This is a genomic window from Naasia aerilata (genome assembly GCF_030296595.1).
GTDB lineage: Bacteria > Actinomycetota > Actinomycetes > Actinomycetales > Microbacteriaceae > Naasia > Naasia aerilata.
In genome coordinates this window covers 611,160-627,616 of the sequence record NZ_AP027731.1, presented here as the reverse complement: position 1 = coordinate 627,616, position 16,457 = coordinate 611,160, and the positions used below count along the sequence as shown (strand labels likewise).

Sequence of the window (16,457 nt, the reverse complement as noted above, 5' to 3'; positions counted from 1 at the left end):
GAAGTTTCTCGATCCTCCAGACGCAAATGGATCGAACGCCCGCCCGTGGCGGACCTTCGATCCATGTGCCCCTGGAGGGACTCGATCCCCGGCGCAAGCATGCGCCGTGGGCCCACCCCGCGAAGAGCTTCTCGATCCTCGAGACGCAGATGGATCGAACGCCCGCCCGTGGCGGACCTTCGATCCATGTGCCCCTGGAGGGACTCGAACCCCCAACCGTTTCCTTAGGACGGAACTGCTCTTCCATTGAGCTACAGAGGCTGGCGCCGCCCAGTCTACGAGGCGGGCCGTCGCGCGCGCGTGCCAAAGGCCGCCGCGCCGCGGGCGGTTCGACACGCCCCCATCCGGGGTTCGCAAAACTCCCCTGTCCTCCCGGGTTTCCCGGTTGTTGCCGCATACAGTGGCCGATGTGGCGTGGGTGGGCAGGAAGAGCGACGACGAGTTCTCGGAATCCGTCGTCGCTCGAGCGACGCCTGCGCCGGTGACCCCCGAAGCGATCAGTGTGGGGGACCCTCGAGTGACCCCCGTCAACATCGGTCAGGCGCAGTGGGACAAGTGGCGCGAGGAGCTCGCCGGGATCGGCGGACCGTCGCCGCTGCTGCACTTCGTCGACTCGCCCCGGACGCGCATCGAGCTCGGCACGACCCACCCGGGCGGGCTCGCCCAGTTCATCACCGGCAAGACGACGCTGCTGTCGAGCCTCATCCGCGACGACCTGGCATTCCGCAGCGCCAGCATCGCAGCGTCGAACATGACCGCGAAGGGCGTCGAGCTCAACTCCACGCGCGGCATCGACTCGATCCACCTCGCCATCGGCATCGCCGAGTGGAAGCACGAGAAGAAGGAGTACCGAGCTCCGCTCCTGCTGCGTCCCCTCGCGCTGCGCCGCTACGGGCGCGACTTCGAGCTGCGCCTCAAGGGCATGCCGTACCTGAACCCGGCGCTCGCCCGCGCGCTGCACGAGCAGTTCCAGATCACCCTCGACCCGGGCGCCTTCGTCGCGCTGGCCGGGACCGGGACCACGTTCAAGCCCCAGGCCGCCATCGACCGCCTCCGCGGCCTCACCTCGCACCTCGCCTGGTTCTCGGTGCACCCGCGCCTCGTCGCCTCCTCCTTCGCGGATGTCGCGCCGCGGATGCTCGCCGACATCGCGAACCTCGAGCACCCCGTCATCGACGCGCTCGCCGGCAACCCGACCGCCCGCGCGGCCATCGGGGTCGCCTACGCGCCCGCCGACCCAGTGTCCCAGGACGAGCGGCCGCCCGGCAGCGACACCCTCGTGCTCGACGCCGACCCGGAGCAGGAGTTCGTCGTCTCGCAGATCGCCGCCGGACACTCGGTCGTCGTCAAGACGCTGCCCGGCACCGGCGCGACGCAGACCATCGTGAACGCCCTCGGCTGCCTGGTGTCCCAGCACCGTCGCGTGCTCGTCGTCAGCCCCCGCCACGCCACGCTGACCGCCCTCACCGCGAGGCTCACCGAGACAGGGCTGCCCGGCATCGCGGTCTCGCCGCGCTCCGTCCGCCGCGACGTCATCCAGGCGATCAGCCGCAACGAGAAGGCGACCCAGACCAACAACGCGGAGGTCGACGAGGCCCTCGTGCGCCTCCGCAGCGTCCTGCTCGACTACCGCGAGGCGCTCACGCGGGAGGACCCTGTGCTGGGCGTCTCCGCCCTCGACGCCCTCTCCGAGCTCGCGCGCCTGTCGCTGCTGCCCGAGCCTCCGCAGACCACGTCCCGACTCACCGACCGCGCCATCGAGGCACTTGCCTCGGATCGGGCGGGCGCGGCGCAGACCCTGGTCCGCGCCGCCCGGCTGGGGAGTTCCGCTACGGGCCCGGGGACTCGCCCTGGTACGGCGCCTCCTTCGCCACCTCGTCCGCCGCCGCGAACGCCCACGCTCTGGCGCGCCGGCTGGCGGGCACGGACGTGCCGCGCCTGCTCGAGCGCGCCAACGAGCTCATCGGAAAGACCCGGCTGCGCCCGTTCGAGACGATCTCTGAGCTCGGCATCTACCTGCGCCTGCTCCTCGACATCCGGGAGACGCTCGACCGCTTCCAGCCCGTCGTCTTCGACCGGTCGCTCGGCGAGCTCATCGCCGCCACCGGTCCGCGCCGCGAGGCCGAGGCCATGAGCGGCGGCAACCGCAGGCGCCTGCGCAAGCTGGCCAAGGAGTACGTGCGCCCGGGTGTGCACGTCGCGGACCTGCACGACGCGCTCATCCGCATCCAGCAGCAGCGCGTGCTGTTCCAGCGCTTCGTCACCTCCGGCGTCACCCCCGAGGTGCCGGTCGGCATCGGCGACGTCCAGGTCGGCTACCAGCGCGTCGCCGCGGACCTCGCGACCCTCGACGAGCCCCTCGGCCTCGCCGCGTCCTCCCGGTCCCTCGCGACGATGCCTCTCCCGCAGCTCCTCGAACTGCTCGACGGGCTCGCCGCCGACTCCGAGGTCCTGCAGAACCTGCAGGAGCGCACCGCGCTCGTGGGCAACCTCCGCGCGCTCGACCTCGACCCGCTGCTCGACGACCTCGCCCGGCGCCACGTGCCCGAGGACCAGGTCGAGATCGAGCTCGAGCTCACCTGGTGGACGTCGGTGCTCGAGCGCATGCTCGCGACCGACAAGGCGCTGCTCGGCGCCAACACCCGGGTCCTCGACCGGCTGGAGGCGGACTTCCGCCTCGTCGACGAGGCCCACGCGGCGGGCAACGCCCCGCACCTCGCGTGGACGCTCGCGGAGGCGTGGAAGATCGGCGTCGTCGACTGGCCCGAGGAGGCCGCCGCGCTCAAGGAGCTGCTCAAGGGCGGGCACGCCGACGCCACCAGCCTGCACAAGGCGGCGCCGCACCTCTCCCGCCTCGTCGCGCCCGTCTGGCTCGCATCCCCCTACGACGTCGCATCCATCTCCGACGAGATCCCCTTCGACGCCGTGTTCCTGCTCGACGCCGGCTCGGTGAGCGTCGCCGAGACGCTCGGCGCCATCCGCCGCGCCAAGCAGGTGGTCGTCCTCGGCGACCCGGTGACCCAGACGCCCGTGGAGTTCCGCACCGCGGTGCAGGACCTCACGAGCGAGGCACCCGGCGTCGAGCACACCCAGGCGGAGCTGGACGAGCGTCACGCCCAGTCGGCGCTGTCGCGGCTGGGCGAGCTGCTGCCCACCCTCGAGCTCACCCGGAGCTACCGCGCGGGAGGCCAGGACCTCGCTGAGCTCGTCAACCGGCGCTTCTACGGCGGCAAGATCCAGTCGATGCCCTGGGCGGGGACGTTCCTCGGCCGGCCCAGCCTCGTGCTCGACTACGTGCAGGACGGCTTCGGGATGCCGGAGTCGGACAGCGGCTCCGTCGAGAGCGTCGACGCCGAGGTGAACCGCGTCGTCGAGCTCGTCCTCGATCACGCCGTCAACCGCCCCAAGGAGTCGCTCCTCGTCGTCACCGCGAGCCAGAAGCACGCCGTGCGGGTCCAGGCCGCCGTCCTCCGCGCCGTCGCGAAGCGCGTCGAGGTCACCGACTTCTTCCTCAAGGAGCAGGCCGAGCCGTTCATGGTCGTGACGCTGGAGCAGGCCGTCGCGCTCAGCCGCGACCGGGTCATCCTCTCCATCGGCTACGGACGCACGCCGCACGGGCGCATGCTCTCCGGCTTCGGCCCCCTCGGGAAGCCGGGCGGCGATCGCCTGCTCGCGTCCGCGGTCACCCGCGCACGGCGCTCGCTCGTCATCGTCTCCTGCTTCCGCCCGGAGGACATCACCCCGGACCGGATGGCCCACGGGGTCCTCGCCCTCGCCGAGGTCCTGGAGGAGGCGGAGAAGCGCACCGCGGAGCAGCCCGAGTCGGACGAGAGCGACGCGATGCTCGTCGACCTGTCGCGCCGCCTGCAGGCGCTCGGCCTCGAGGTCGCGCTCAGCTACCGGGGCCGCCTGGGTCTCGTGGCGTCGTACCAGGGCCGCGCCATCGCCATCGAGACGGACGCCACCGTCGGCGACGGCATGAGCCTGCGCGAGGCGCTCCGCCTGCGGCCCGAGATGCTCAAGCGACTGGGCTGGCACTACCTGCGCGTGCACAGCTTTGAGCTGTTCGCCGACCCGGGCGCTGTCGCGCTGCGGATCGGGATCGCCCTGGGCGCCCGGCACCTGGCTCCGCAGACCGAGGCCATTCCCGTCATCGCGGGCTAGGGTTCGGGCGTGGCAGAACCGCGCAAGAGCCGCCGGGTCCGCACCGAGCCGGTGCCCGGATCCGACCCTGCCCCGCAGGCACCCGGCCGCGTCGAGCTGTCCCGGGAGGACGCGGAGGAGTCGTGGGGCGACCGCAGAGGCCCCAACGACGACCGCCTGATCCAGGACAAGCCGCCCCACTACTGACCGACGACCGCTACCCGGATCGGGCGGCGACGGTCAGGAGGCGGGCTTCGGCTCCTGGACGATGATCGCGTGCTTGCCGGTGGTCGTCGGGACGACGTCCTTGTCGGCCTGGGCGGCGAGCAGGTCGCGGATCTGCAGCAGGAGCTCCGCCTCGCTCGGTGGCAGCGGCGCCGCCTCCGACTCGGTCGGCGCGTTCTGCTCGCGCGCGAAGGCGATGCGCTTGAGCCTGTTCAGCGGCACGACGAGGACGAAGTAGACGACGACCGCCACGATGAGGAACTGGAGGATCGCGGCGAGGATCAGCCCGAACTGGATCTTCGCCGTTCCACCGCTGATCGTGGGGATGGGCCACACGAGCGCCTTGCTGAGGGACTCCGCGTTGAACAGGGCGCCGATCGCCGGGTTGAACAGCCCGGTCACGATGGCGTTGACGATCGCGGTGAAGGCGGCGCCCACCACGACGGCGACGGCGAGATCCAGCACGTTGCCGCGCAGGACGAACTCCTTGAACCCGGCGAAGGCTCCCGCCTCCTTCTTGGGGCCGGTCACGACGCCGCCGGCGCCGACGTCGTCGACGGGGCGCTCGAGCCGGAGCCGCCGGAGCCGCCCGAGCCGGATCCGCCCGAGCCGGAACCGTTCGAGCCGGAGCCGCTCGTTCCCGAGCTGCTGGAGCCGCTCGAGCTCGAATCGGACGATCCGGAGCTCTTCGATCCGGAGTCCGAGGTGCCGGACGACGTCTTCGCGCGAGAGTCGGTGCGATAGAACCCGGAGCCGTTGAACGTCACGCCGACCGGGCTGAACACCTTGCGCAGCTGGCCTCCGCAGACGTCGCAGACGGTGAGGGCCGAGTCACTGAACGACTGGACGATGTCGAAGGCGTTGCCGCAGGACGGGCACTTGTAGGCATAGGTGGGCATAGCTGGGGAGGACTCCGGACGATCAGGATCGGGACGGGGAGGAGAAGCGGAGGATCCGCGCGGGCGTCACCGCCCCGTTCACCGGCTGATCGTGGCGTTCGCGGGGCGTCTCGTCGATCACCTCGGTGTCGAAGACTACCGCGTAGACCGGAGGGCACTTCTCCATGGAGCCGAGGGTCTTGTCGAAGTAGCCGCGTCCCCAGCCCATCCGCATGCCCTGCAGGTCGACGCACGCGGCCGGAACCAGGATCAGGTCGACGTCGTTGATCGCGCTCGGGGGCAGCAGCTCGCCCGCTGCCGGCTCGGGCATCCCGTAGAGGCCGATCTCCTCGTCCTCGCCGGTGTAGACCGTCCAGTCCAGCAGTCCGTCGGCTCGCGAGATGGGCAGCAGGGCGCGCACGCCGTGCTCCGTGGCCCAGGCGAGGAAGGCCCGAGTGTCCGGCTCGTCCTTCGCGGACAGGTAGCAGGACACCGAACGGGCGCCCGTCGACTCGGTCAGAGCGATGAGGTTTCGGGTGAGTCCTTCGGCTGCGCCTGACCGCTCCGAGGAGGTCAGATTGCGCCTGCGCTCCCGCAGATCGGCTCGAAGTGCCCTCTTTTGGTGCCCTGCGTCGGCCGGCATGCTCTGATCCTAGGGCGTGTCGCCCGATAACCTTGCGAGTATGCCTTCCCCGATCACCAAGGCCGTCATTCCTGCGGCCGGCCTTGGGACCCGCTTCCTGCCTGCCACCAAGGCGATGCCCAAGGAGATGCTCCCGGTCGTCGACAAGCCGGCGATCCAGTACGTCGTCGAGGAGTCGGTGGCGGCCGGCCTGACGGATGTCCTCATGATCACGGGGCGGAACAAGAACGCGCTGGAGAACCACTTCGACCGCGTCGCCGAGCTCGAGGCGACCCTGGTGGCGAAGGGCGACCTCGCCAAGCTCGAGCGGGTCAACGAGTCGACCGATCTCGCCGACATCCACTACGTGCGGCAGGGCGACCCGAAGGGCCTCGGCCACGCCGTCCTGCGCGCCCGCATGCACGTCGGCAACGAGCCGTTCGCGGTGCTGCTCGGCGACGACCTCATCGACGCACGCGACCCGCTGCTCAAGCGGATGATCGAGGAGCAGGTCTCCCGCGATGCGACCATCGTGGCGCTGCTCGAGGTCGAGCCCTCCCAGATCCACCTGTACGGCGCCGCCGCCGTCGAGGCCACCGACGAGGAGGACGTGGTGCGGATCACCGGCCTCGTCGAGAAGCCCTCGGCCGAGAATGCGCCGTCGAACTACGCGATCATCGGCCGCTACGTGCTGCGACCCGAGGTGTTCGACGTGCTCGAGAAGACGGAGCCGGGCAAGGGCGGGGAGATCCAGCTCACCGATGCGCTCCAGCACCTCGCCGCCACCGGCGAGGCCGGCGGGGTGTACGGCGTCGTGTTCCGCGGCCGCCGCTACGACACCGGCGACAAGATCGACTACATCAAGGCCATCGTGCAGCTCGCCTCCGAGCGCGACGACCTCGGGTCGGACCTGCGCCCCTGGCTCCGCGATTTCGTCGCGACTCTGCCGTAGCGTCGACGCGTGGCCATCATTCCCACCCTCCGGGACGGAAGGACCACCGTCCGTCCGATCCGCCTGCGCGACGCCCGCGCACTCGAGCGCGAGCTGCTCGACAACCGCGGCTGGCTCCGCGAGTGGGAGGCGACGAACCCGCGCGGCCCGATGAGCTTCGACACGCGGGCGAGCATCCGGGCGCTGCAGACCAACGCGAGGTCGGGGCAGGGGCTGCCCTTCATCGTCGAGGTGGACGGCGAGCTCGCCGGGCAGCTGAACGTCTCGGGCATCGCCTACGGCTCGACGTCTTCGGCGTCCACCGGATACTGGATCTCGGAGCGCTTCGCCGGCGCGGGAGCCACCCCGACCGCGGTCGCGCTCACCACCGACTACTGCTTCCAGCAGCTCGGCCTGCACCGGATGGAGATCTGCATCCGGCCGGAGAACGCCAAGTCGCTGCGCGTGGTCGAGAAGCTCGGCTTCCGCTACGAAGGCCTGCGCAGACGCTTCATCCACATCAACGGCGACTGGCGCGACCACTTCTGCTTCGCGCTCGTGGCCGAGGAGATGCGCGACACCGTGCTGGGGCGCTGGAAGAGCGGACGGGTGCCGGCCGAGGCCGCGCACATCCCCGACGCGGACCGCGAGGCGGCGCTGCGTCCCTTCCCCGCCTGGTGAGGGCCTGACAGATTCCTTCGGCCTGATGAGGCCGCAAGTCGGGAAGACACGCCCGACGGCCTGCGGCTCTCGGCGCCTTCACGGCTTTACCGTGAGCCCATGGGCGGGGAGAGCGCGGGCGGGGGATCGTCATCGCGGTCGCCGCGGTGCTCTGGCTCGTCTACCTGATGCCCACGTGGCTGCGTCGTCGCCAGTACCTCGCGACCGAGCGGAACGCCGTGCGCCTGCAGCAGACGCTCCGCATCCTCGCCGAGACGGCGGAGGTTCCGGCCGAGGTCCGCGCCGAGGTCCACGCCCGGAGCGTCGCGGAGCAGCACCGCGCCCTGCGCCAGGCTGCGCAGCGTGCGGAGGCCGTCGCGCGCGCCCGTGAAGCAGCCGCGGCGCGCGCACTCGCCCGCAGCGCTCGCGCACCGCGGGAGCCGAAGCAGAAGGCCGCAGCGGTCTCGGCGCTCGCCACCTCGAGGCTGCGCCGCTCCCGCCTTCTCTCTGCGTTCGTGCTCGCCGCCTCGGTGGCCGGGGTCGGCTTCGGTGTGGTCGAGGTGATCACCAACGGCTCCTGGCTCCTTGTCGCCGCCAGCTCGGTCGGCGTCCTCGGCTCGCTGGGGATGCTCCAGCGCATCGCGACCGTCGCCGCGGCCCGGCGCGCCAGCCAGGCCGTCGACCGGACGGTCGCGGTCGCGCCTCCCGTGCAGAGCTTCGTCGACTGGGAGCGGCGCGAGGAGGAGCGGCCCACGTGGACGCCGGTCCCGCTGCCCAAGCCGCTCTATCTGTCCCGCCGCGAGGTCACCGAGGAGCCCATGCCGGTTCCGGCGGTCCGCCGCATCGAGGTCACCGTCGACGAGTCGCTGAAGATCGCTGCGGCGAAGGCCCAGGAGGCCCTCCGCGCCGCGCAGTCCGCGCCGGAGGTCACCCAGCTCCCGCAGCGCCCGGCCGCGAAGGACCGCGCCGCGAGCTGGGCCGCGATGGGCCTGCTCGACGACGCGTCACCGGGCATCACCGATCTCAACGACGTCCTCCGCCGCCGCCGCGCCGTCTGACCGCGAGCCAGTCGGGCGTCTCCTCTCCTTTCCTCTCGCTCAGCAGGCAGAAACCGCCGCGAGCAGGCTGGATTTGCCGATTTCAGCCTGCTGAAGGCGGAAAGTGCCTGCTGAGCGATCGTGGCGGAGGGGTGACGGGACGAAGGCCGGTGCCCCGCAGGAGGTGGGCGCGCGTCCTGGGCGGTGCCGCGGAACTGGTAGTGTGGACGGGTTATTGGGCCTGTGGCGCAGTTGGTAGCGCGCTTCGTTCGCAATGAAGAGGTCAGGGGTTCGAATCCCCTCAGGTCCACCGAAAAGAGAAGGCGTCCCGCGAGGGGCGCCTTCTTCTTTTCCCCTCCTGCCTGTCAGCTTCGGCGTGTTTGGATGACAGGAGCGCCCGGGCGCCACGCCCGGATGCGGAACCGGAAGGAACACAACATGGCCGTTGACAGCAGCGCATCCACCGTCTGGCGCGGGGACCTCATGTCAGGGACGGGGCACACCCGCCTCGAGACGTCGTCCGCCGCCGAGTTCGACGTCAACTGGCGGGCCCGTTCGACCGGCGACGGAAACACGACCACTCCGGAGGAGCTGCTCGCGGCCGCGCACTCGGCCTGCTTCTCGATGGCCTTCTCGAACGGCCTCGCTCAGAACGGCACGCCGCCGCAGCAGCTCGACGTCTCCGCGAAGGTGAGCTTCGTTCCCGGCACCGGCGTCACGAAGAGCGCGCTGACGGTCGTCGGCACCGTCGAGGGCCTCGACGCGGCCAAGTTCCAGGAGCTCGCCGAGGACGCCAAGGCGAACTGCCCGGTCTCGAAGGCGCTCGCGGGCATCGACATCGAGCTCGCGTCGGTCACGCTCAACTCGTAGGGGATCGATCCGGCCTCCGGCTCTGGTGCCGGAGGCCGGATCGGGCCACGATCGCAGGGAACCGACCCTCGAGGAGGACCCATGCCTACCCGCCTGAATCCGTACCTGAGCTTCCGCGACGACGCCCGGGACGCGATGACCTTCTACCAGAGCGTGTTCGGCGGCGAGCTCAACGTCAGCACGTTCGGTGAGTTCGGCGGCACCGACGATCCCGCCGAGAGCTCGCTGGTCATGCACGCCCAGCTGGAGACGCCGACCGGCTTCACGCTGATGGCGTCCGACACCCCGAAGTCGATGGGCGAGGCGGCGACCGGCGGCAGCTTCTCCGTCTCGCTCAGCGGCGACGACGATGCCGAGCTGCGCGGCTACTGGGAGAAGCTCCTCGACGGGGCGACCGTCACCATGCCGCTCGCCCCGGCTCCATGGGGCGACGAGTTCGGCATGCTCACGGACCGCTTCGGCGTGCCCTGGATGGTCAGCATCGGCGCGGGTCAGCAGCAGAGCAGGTAGCCGACGGGCGTCTCAGGGGGCGGCAGCCGCCATCTCGGCGAGCGTGCCGAGGAACTCCTCCTCGCTCACCCCGAAGGGGTGCTCGCCCCCGAACACGTCGGCGAGGATCCAGTAGTGGCTGAGGGCGCCCATCAGCACGGTCGCCACCTCGGCCGCGGGAAGGCGTCCACCGGGCCGGTGCTGCTCCAGCCACCGGGTCAGCCCGCGGTGGACCGTGCGGAGCTCGCGGTCGCGGACGAGGGCGAGCAGCTCGGGCGCCGCCGAGAGGTCACGGACGAGGAGCCGGTTGAGGTCGCGCTCATGCTCGAGCCGGCGCAGGGCCGCCCGGGCCACGGCGAGGAGCTGGTCGCGGTAGCTTCCCGAATCGCCGGCGGAGGACAGGAAGGCGCCGAGGTCCGGCCCCTCGTCGAGCTGGCGCGTGAGGACCTGCTCGAGCAGGTCGCGCTTGCTGCCAAAGTGCCGGTAGAGACCGCCGGCTCCCGGGCTGAGGCCGGCCGCCTGCTCGATCTGCGCGATCGTGGTGGGGGAGTAGCCCTGCCGGCCGAAGAGGTCGGACGCCGCGGCGAGGATGCGCTCGCGGGGCGCGTCAGACCGCGTCGGCAAAGGTCAGCTCGTAGTGCAGCGTCCGGTAGTGCATCAGCCGGTGGAACAGGGGCACGGCTACACCCTGCAGGACGGGGTGCCGCCTCCTCAAGAGGCGGCGCGCGACCAGCGCCTCCTCGGGTCCGAGAAGGCGGGTCTCGCCGGCGACGGCGGGCCCGAGGGGCCTGCCGAGGAGCGTGCAGGGCGAGACCCGCACCTCGGTGAAGTTGCGGAGCCGCTTCGCCTTGCCGGCTGACGCGTACGTCCGGAAGTAGGTCCGGCCGTCGTGTGTGACGAGGCTCACCGGAGTGCGGACCCAGGATCCGTCGCGCTTGCGGGTCTCGAGCGCCGCGGTGTTGCAACGGGCCCAGTCGGTCGACGTGTCGATGCTCACCATTGGAGTTCCCCGTAAGTAAGTGCTTACTTATAGACTCGCGCAGGGAAACCCGTCGCCGCAAGAGTGAGCTCCGCTGTCTCGCCGGGACGGCCTTGTCAATGCGTCGCACAGTGCCCCGAGCGGGGCGCACCATTCAGGAGAGCCTGAAGGAGCACGAATGACTGCGGTCGCCGTCCCATCCGTCCGCACCGCCCGGCACGGGTGGTGGTGGAAGGCGCTGCTCGTCGGCATCGCGCTCTGGGTGCTGACCACGGTCGTCACGATCGTCACCCGGAACAGCAACCTCATTCCGACGCTGATCCTGCTCGGGAGCTTCCTGGTGCCGTTCTGCGTCGTGCTGTTCGTCGCCGAGCGCATCACCGGCAACATGACGGCCATCCAGGTCGTGCTCGCGTTCTTCGTCAGCGGCGTATTCGGCGTGCTCGGGGCGTCGCTGCTGGAGGCCGATCTGCGCGCCTCGACCTTGACCTACGTCTTCGTCGGCTTCATCGAGGAGTTCGTCAAGGGCGTCGTCCTCGTGGTGATCGGCCGGAGCGTCGTGCCCAAGACCGGGCGCCAGGGGCGCTCCTGGGCGCCACCGTGGGAGCCGGCTTCGCGGCGTTCGAGTCGGCCGGCTACGCCTTCAACGCCGGGGTCACGTCCGGCGGCTTCGACCTCGTCTCGCTCCTGCACACCGAGGTCCTGCGGTCGGTGCTCACCCCGGTCGGCCACGTGCTGTGGACCGCCGTGCTGGGTGCGGCCATCTTCGGCGCATCCCGAACCGGCACCAGGTACCGGCTGACGCTGGGAGTGCTCGGCGCCTTCGTGGGCGTCGCGGTGCTGCACGGCCTCTGGGACTCGATGGGCGGCATCGCCTCCTTCGTCGCCGTCGTCGTCACGGGCAACGCGATCCCCGCCCTGCAGTACGGATTCCTCCGTCCGGGGACGGCGGCGGAGGTCTCGACCCTCGCGTCCACCTTCTACGCGGTGGGGCTGATCGTCATCTCGCTGATCGGGCTGGTGCTGCTCTGGCTCATGGTGCGTCGGCACCCGTGGTTCGAGGAGCCGCACGCGGTCCCGGCCCTCGCCTCCGAGGAGGGCGGGCTCGGCTCTCGCTGAGCGGCGGCCGACCCGGGTCCGCCCGCGGCTCGGCGCAGAAGCGTCAGTCGTCGGTGATGTGTGCGGTGAGGCTGATCGGCCGGTGGTCGGAGGCGCCCGCGGGGAGCACGTCGACCTTGTCGATGGAGAAGCCGGTCGAGGTGACGAAGTCGAAGTAGCCCGAGAAGTAGCGGTAGCGCTCGTAGGTGGGCTCGGTGCTGCGGGTCAGGGTGTAGCCCGACGTGAGGAGACGCCGCTCGAGCGCGCTGATGAACCACGGATAGTTGAAGTCGCCCACCATGAGCGCGGGTAGGTGATCGGCGAGGGCGCGCATGCCGTCGTGCGCGGCCGCGATCTGCTTGCGGCGGAGCGAGTTGGATGCGGTGAGCGGCGCGGCATGGAAGTCGCCGACCAGCACCTCCCTGCCCGTCTCGCGGTCGAGCAGGTGCACGGCGAGCAGGCGCTCGTGCGCGGGGGCCAGGATGCGGTCGTGCACCGACTTGTGAACGGCGAGCACCTTCGTCGCTCGGACGGTGTACCGGTCCTCGCGGCAGTACACCGCGAGACCGAGGCGGTTGTTCCGCGTGGCCTCCACCAGCACGAGGTGCCCGACGCGCTCGGGAAGGTCGGTCGTATCCGCCTCCTGCAGGCAGAGCACGTCGACCGCGTGGTCGTCGGCCAGGGTGGTGAGCTCCCCGACGGCCGAATGCTTCCGCAGGTTGTAGCTGACGATCCTCAGTTGCCCACCCCTCCCGTACGCACCGAGTCACCCTACCTGGCTCTGCCGGAGCCTTCGCCGAGCCCTCGCCCATGCAGAGGGATACGCCCCCGTCAAGCCGATCCCGAACATTCGGAACGCTTCGTACGCTGGCGGGGTGCTGCTGCTGTTCGGAACCCGCGCCTATCTGGAGGCGATGCTCACCGTCACGTTCGTGTGCCACTTCTGCGGGCTCGCCGTGCCCCAGCAGGTGTACCGGCGGGTGAACCGCTTCACCCTCTTCTTCATCCCCCTGTTCACGCTGTCGCGCAGGCACTTCGTCGAGTGCTCGAACTGCGGCGGCACCACGGCGCTGACGGAGGAGCAGGCGAACCACGCGCTCGAGTGGTCCGCGGCCCGCGCCGGCGGCCGGATCCCGGGCGCGTCCTACTGAGCTAGCCTCCGAGGTCCAGCCGGTCCGGCGCGTTCCGCGTCAGCCGGTGCAGCCAGTCGAGCGACTCCGGCCATGTGCGGCCCGACGGCAGCCGGCGGAGCACCCGGCGGACGGCGTCCGCGTCGCTCTCCGCCGGGAGCACCCGCATGGGCGCGACCCCCGGCAGCACGCCCAGCCACCAGTGCTTCCACGTCGGCGGCAGCGCCTCGGGGTCGAGCACGACGTAGTAGTCGGGGAGTGAGGCGTCCCCTCTGCGGAGGAGAGCGCTTGTCGCCTCCACTTCCACGTCCAGCGTTCCGAGCGTGCCGCGATCGTCGTAGAACTCGACCCAGGCTGACGCCACGTGCTCGAGCGGATCCCGGTCATGCGCCACGTACGCGGTGTTCGCGCCCTCGACGAAGGACTTGACCGCCGCCTCGGGGCGCCCGGCGAGGCTGGCGGCACGCACGTTGGGCAGGCGGTCGAGGTCCTCCAGCAGGGACGCCTCGCCGCCGACCACCACGAGCGTGGTGCTGTTGGCACGCTCCATGACCGGATTGTACGGCGCGTTCGGGCGCCGCGGCGCCCGCTCCGGCCGCGGGTCAGGAGATGTGCACGGCCAGCAGAGCGAGGCCGGCGACGAGCACCCAGGACGTCAGCCCGACGACCACGGCGCGCCATCCGGTGGTGACCAGGCGCCGAAGCCGCACGCCCGTGCCGAGCGCGAAGAGCGCCATCGCGAGCAGCGCCGTCTGAACCGTGTCGGCGGCGTGCAGCGCCGGGTCGGGCAGCGGAACGAAGGAGCGCACGAGGACCGCGGCGACGAAGCCGGCGACGAACAGCGGGACGACCGGCGGGCGGGCCCCCGCGTTCGCGCTGCGCCTCCGCTCCACGGCTGCCGTCACGGCGACGAGAGGAGCGAGGAGGGCGACACGGGTCAGCTTGATCACGAGTGCGAGGGCGAGTGCCAGCGGGCCCGCCACCTGGGCGGTCGCCACCACCTGCCCCACGTCGTGCACCCCGGCGCCGACCCAGTGCCCGAACTGCTCGGCATCGAGACCCAGCGGACTCTGCAGCGGCGGCAGGACGAAGATCGCGAGCGTTCCGCAGAGGGTGACGAGGGCCACCGGGGTGGCCGCATCGGAGTCCTTCGCCCGGACGGCGGAGCTCATCGCCCCGATCGCCGAGGCGCCGCAGATGGCGAAGCCCGCTGCGAGCAGGAGGGGCTCGTGCCCCGGCAGCCGCAGCAGCCGCCCCAGCGCGTAGGTCAGCGCGAAGGTGAGCAGCACGACCGCGACCGTGCTGAGGATCGCCACCGGGCCGAGCCGGGCGATGTCGCCGAGGCTGAGCTTGAGCCCGAGCAGGACGACGCCGATCCGCATGAGCCGGCGGGACGCCACCGCCAGTCCGGGGCGCACCGCGTCCGGGAGCCGCAGCTGGCCGGCGACGATGCCGAGCACGACCGCGACGGTCAGCAGCGGGACCGCGGGCAGCGCCGCGCTCGCGGCCCACGCCGTGAGCGCGGCCGCTCCGGCGAGGGCGAGACCGGGGACGGCCGTCCGGACCGACGTGCCCGCCGTGCTCATGCGATGGCCGCTCGAGCGGCGCGCAGCTCCTCGTGCACCTGGCCGTAGGTCCCGATCGCCATCCCGCGCTGTCGCGCGTGGGAGAGGATGCGGTCGACATGGGTCAGCTCCGGATCACCGCGGATGCTGCTCCAGTCGTGAGCGCAGATCGAGTACAGCCCGTCGTCGGCGACCGCGCGGTCGATCTCCGCGGTGACCAGCCCGACGTAGCCGTCGAGATCGTCCCAGCCGAGGACGTCCTCACGCACCACGCAGTCGTGCCACCCGTGGGTGGGGATCTCGAGGATGTCCGGGTATCCGTCGGCGTCGTACCAGTAGGGCGGCGTCCGCGGCACGGGCTGGTAGCCGCGCGCATCCCGTCCGTCCGAGCGGACGTACCGGATGCCGTTCCTCCGCAGCACCTCGAGAAGCTCGGGGTGGCCCTGCAGGCCACGGAAGTACGTGTACGGCGCGGTCAGGCCGGCGCAGTCCAGGCCCAGGTGCTCGCGAATCAGGGTGCTGGTGCGGCGGAGCTCCTCGTCGATTCGCTCGGGCGAGCCGGCCTCGAGCGTGGTGACGCTGGTCCCGGTGTCGATTCGGAGAGGCCGCAGCAGGCTGTGCGAGTAGGTGTGCTGGGCGACGCTCACGAGCGGCGACGACGCTGCGCGCTGCACCGCCCGGACGTTCTGCTCGAGGGTCTCGCCGAGCAGGAACAGCGTGAGGGGCGCCGCCCAGCGGGTGTGCACGTCGACGACCCGCTCGAGGAACGCGGCCGTCGTGCCGTCCGGGGTCGCGTACTCCACGTCGTAGCCGAGGAGCAGGGTCGCCATGCCCCTACTCTGCACCGGCCCCGTCAGTCGTCCGAATCGAGGAGGCGCCGCCGGCTCGCGAGCACCTGCAGCTCGGGCCGCTCACCGACGAACCGGTCGATCGACTCGAGCACGTCGCGGATGTGCCAGCCGTCCCCGGACACCAGGCTCACCCCGATCGTGCTGCGGCGGTGCAGGTCCTGCGCGCCGACCTCCGCAGCGGAGACCGCGAAGCGGCGCGCCAGCTCCGCGACGAGCGGGCGGACGATGCTGCGCTTCTCCTTCAGGGAGTGGACGTCGCCGAGCAGCAGGTCGAACTCGATCCAGCCGATCCACATGGCTGCCAGCCTGCCACCGGCACTGCCAGCACCGGCGCGCGATCGGCGAGGATGGGGGCGTGCCGATGAGCCGCGCCTACCTGGAGTCGTTCCGGGACAAGACCATCGAGCCGACGGTGGGGCCCGGCCTCCGACTGCTTCTCGTCGGCATCAATCCGGGGCTGTGGACCGCCGCGACGGGCGCCCCGTTCGCTCGACCCGGCAACCGGTTCTACCCGGCGCTCGCCGCGGCCGGGATCCTCGACCGTGTCATCGACGCGTCGGAGGGCCTCCGCGCGGCGGACCGGCAGCACCTGATCAACCGTGGCGTCGGCATCACGAGCCTGGTCGCCCGGGCGACGAGCCGGGCGGACGAGCTCTCCGCCGAGGAGTACCGCGCCGGCGCCGCGCTGCTGACGGAGCGCGTGACCGAGTGGCGCCCGCGCGTCGTCGCCATCCTGGGCATCGGCGCCTATCGCACCGGCTTCGGGATGCCCAAGGCCGTGCCGGGCCGGCAGCCGGTGCGCATCGCGGACGCCGAGCTGTGGGTGGTGCCGAACCCGAGCGGGCTCAACGCGCACGAGTCGCTCGCCACACTGGCGGCGGCTTACCGGGAGCCGGCGCTCGCGGCGGGCATCGCCCTGCTGTGAGAACGGCGTCCGCCTCCACCCCTCTCCGCTGATTGAGGAGCGCGCGCAGCGGGC

20 protein-coding genes and 2 tRNA genes are annotated in these 16,457 nt (G+C 71.4%); 11 read left to right on the top strand and 11 right to left on the bottom strand.

The window, feature by feature from the left end; all coding sequences use genetic code 11:
- Window positions 1–189: 189 nt before the first annotated feature.
- Window positions 190–261 (bottom strand) — tRNA-Arg (locus QUE51_RS03365).
- A gap of 220 nt (window positions 262–481) precedes the next feature.
- On the opposite strand from QUE51_RS03365, the gene QUE51_RS03360 reads away from it, so the two are divergent.
- Together QUE51_RS03360 and QUE51_RS03355 are read left to right on the top strand one after the other, a co-directional pair.
- Complete coding sequence (locus QUE51_RS03360; RefSeq protein WP_286278199.1) at window positions 482–2,134, top strand: DUF4011 domain-containing protein; 1,653 nt, start codon at window positions 482–484, stop codon at window positions 2,132–2,134.
- Between the two features lie 2,039 nt (window positions 2,135–4,173).
- A complete protein-coding gene (locus tag QUE51_RS03355; RefSeq protein WP_286278198.1) occupies window positions 4,174–4,350 on the top strand; it encodes a hypothetical protein in 177 nt (58 codons plus the stop codon).
- A 33-nt stretch (window positions 4,351–4,383) separates the two neighbouring features.
- On the opposite strand, the gene mscL is transcribed toward QUE51_RS03355, so the two are convergent.
- The 3 genes from mscL to QUE51_RS03340 are packed head-to-tail and all read right to left on the bottom strand — an operon-like array spanning window position 4,384 to window position 5,889.
- Window positions 4,384–4,899 (bottom strand): large conductance mechanosensitive channel protein MscL, encoded by a 516-nt coding sequence (gene mscL, locus QUE51_RS03350; RefSeq protein ID WP_286278197.1) that lies wholly within the window; start codon window positions 4,897–4,899, stop codon window positions 4,384–4,386.
- On the bottom strand, window positions 4,896–5,267 hold the full coding sequence (locus tag QUE51_RS03345; RefSeq protein WP_286278195.1) for an FmdB family zinc ribbon protein: 372 nt from the start codon (window positions 5,265–5,267) through the stop codon (window positions 4,896–4,898). Before QUE51_RS03345 ends, mscL begins: the two co-directional genes overlap by 4 nt.
- A 22-nt stretch (window positions 5,268–5,289) precedes the next feature.
- On the bottom strand, window positions 5,290–5,889 hold the full coding sequence (locus tag QUE51_RS03340) for a 5-formyltetrahydrofolate cyclo-ligase (protein WP_286278194.1): 600 nt from the start codon (window positions 5,887–5,889) through the stop codon (window positions 5,290–5,292).
- Window positions 5,890–5,929: 40 nt separating this feature from the next.
- Here QUE51_RS03340 and galU point away from each other — a divergent pair, with 40 nt between their 5' ends.
- The 6 genes from galU (at window position 5,930) to QUE51_RS03310 (ending at window position 9,876) form a co-directional block, all read left to right on the top strand.
- Window positions 5,930–6,820, top strand: coding sequence for a UTP--glucose-1-phosphate uridylyltransferase GalU (gene galU, locus QUE51_RS03335; RefSeq protein ID WP_286278193.1), 891 nt, complete (start codon window positions 5,930–5,932; stop codon window positions 6,818–6,820).
- A 9-nt stretch (window positions 6,821–6,829) separates the two neighbouring features.
- Complete coding sequence (locus tag QUE51_RS03330; RefSeq protein WP_286278192.1) at window positions 6,830–7,480, top strand: GNAT family N-acetyltransferase; 651 nt, start codon at window positions 6,830–6,832, stop codon at window positions 7,478–7,480.
- Between the two features lie 146 nt (window positions 7,481–7,626).
- Window positions 7,627–8,517 carry a hypothetical protein gene (locus tag QUE51_RS03325; RefSeq protein WP_286278191.1) on the top strand — a complete coding sequence of 297 codons (891 nt, stop codon included), beginning with the start codon at window positions 7,627–7,629 and terminating at the stop codon, window positions 8,515–8,517.
- Between the two features lie 216 nt (window positions 8,518–8,733).
- Window positions 8,734–8,806: transfer RNA gene (locus tag QUE51_RS03320), tRNA-Ala, on the top strand.
- Between the two features lie 128 nt (window positions 8,807–8,934).
- Window positions 8,935–9,366 (top strand): OsmC family peroxiredoxin, encoded by a 432-nt coding sequence (locus QUE51_RS03315; RefSeq protein ID WP_286278190.1) that lies wholly within the window; start codon window positions 8,935–8,937, stop codon window positions 9,364–9,366.
- An 81-nt stretch (window positions 9,367–9,447) separates the two neighbouring features.
- Complete coding sequence (locus tag QUE51_RS03310) at window positions 9,448–9,876, top strand: VOC family protein (RefSeq protein WP_286278189.1); 429 nt, start codon at window positions 9,448–9,450, stop codon at window positions 9,874–9,876.
- 12 nt (window positions 9,877–9,888) lie between these two features.
- On the opposite strand, the gene QUE51_RS03305 is transcribed toward QUE51_RS03310, so the two are convergent.
- Complete coding sequence (locus QUE51_RS03305; RefSeq protein WP_286278187.1) at window positions 9,889–10,479, bottom strand: TetR/AcrR family transcriptional regulator; 591 nt, start codon at window positions 10,477–10,479, stop codon at window positions 9,889–9,891.
- Complete coding sequence (locus tag QUE51_RS03300) at window positions 10,463–10,855, bottom strand: PPOX class F420-dependent oxidoreductase (RefSeq protein WP_286278186.1); 393 nt, start codon at window positions 10,853–10,855, stop codon at window positions 10,463–10,465. Before QUE51_RS03300 ends, QUE51_RS03305 begins: the two co-directional genes overlap by 17 nt.
- A gap of 579 nt (window positions 10,856–11,434) precedes the next feature.
- On the opposite strand from QUE51_RS03300, the gene QUE51_RS03295 reads away from it, so the two are divergent.
- Window positions 11,435–11,953 (top strand): PrsW family glutamic-type intramembrane protease, encoded by a 519-nt coding sequence (locus tag QUE51_RS03295; RefSeq protein ID WP_286278185.1) that lies wholly within the window; start codon window positions 11,435–11,437, stop codon window positions 11,951–11,953.
- Window positions 11,954–11,996: 43 nt separating this feature from the next.
- On the opposite strand, the gene QUE51_RS03290 is transcribed toward QUE51_RS03295, so the two are convergent.
- Complete coding sequence (locus tag QUE51_RS03290) at window positions 11,997–12,671, bottom strand: endonuclease/exonuclease/phosphatase family protein (protein ID WP_286279238.1); 675 nt, start codon at window positions 12,669–12,671, stop codon at window positions 11,997–11,999.
- A gap of 136 nt (window positions 12,672–12,807) precedes the next feature.
- On the opposite strand from QUE51_RS03290, the gene QUE51_RS03285 reads away from it, so the two are divergent.
- Window positions 12,808–13,083, top strand: coding sequence for a zinc-ribbon domain-containing protein (locus tag QUE51_RS03285; protein ID WP_286278184.1), 276 nt, complete (start codon window positions 12,808–12,810; stop codon window positions 13,081–13,083).
- 1 nt (window position 13,084) lies between these two features.
- On the opposite strand, the gene QUE51_RS03280 is transcribed toward QUE51_RS03285, so the two are convergent.
- The 4 genes from QUE51_RS03280 to QUE51_RS03265 are packed head-to-tail and all read right to left on the bottom strand — an operon-like array spanning window position 13,085 to window position 15,774.
- Window positions 13,085–13,612 (bottom strand): hypothetical protein, encoded by a 528-nt coding sequence (locus QUE51_RS03280; protein WP_286278183.1) that lies wholly within the window; start codon window positions 13,610–13,612, stop codon window positions 13,085–13,087.
- A gap of 52 nt (window positions 13,613–13,664) precedes the next feature.
- The gene (locus tag QUE51_RS03275) at window positions 13,665–14,648 is read right to left on the bottom strand and encodes a YeiH family protein (protein WP_286278182.1); all 984 of its coding nucleotides are present in this window, start codon (window positions 14,646–14,648) and stop codon (window positions 13,665–13,667) included.
- Window positions 14,645–15,457: a polysaccharide deacetylase family protein gene (locus tag QUE51_RS03270; RefSeq protein WP_286278180.1), complete on the bottom strand. Its 813-nt coding sequence runs from the start codon at window positions 15,455–15,457 to the stop codon at window positions 14,645–14,647. The genes QUE51_RS03275 and QUE51_RS03270 overlap by 4 nt, the downstream gene beginning before the upstream one ends.
- Before the next feature lie 23 nt (window positions 15,458–15,480).
- On the bottom strand, window positions 15,481–15,774 hold the full coding sequence (locus QUE51_RS03265) for a DUF503 domain-containing protein (protein ID WP_286278179.1): 294 nt from the start codon (window positions 15,772–15,774) through the stop codon (window positions 15,481–15,483).
- A 65-nt stretch (window positions 15,775–15,839) separates the two neighbouring features.
- Between QUE51_RS03265 and QUE51_RS03260 the strand changes: the two genes are divergently transcribed.
- A complete protein-coding gene (locus tag QUE51_RS03260; RefSeq protein ID WP_350226753.1) occupies window positions 15,840–16,403 on the top strand; it encodes a mismatch-specific DNA-glycosylase in 564 nt (187 codons plus the stop codon).
- Window positions 16,404–16,457: the final 54 nt, after the last annotated feature.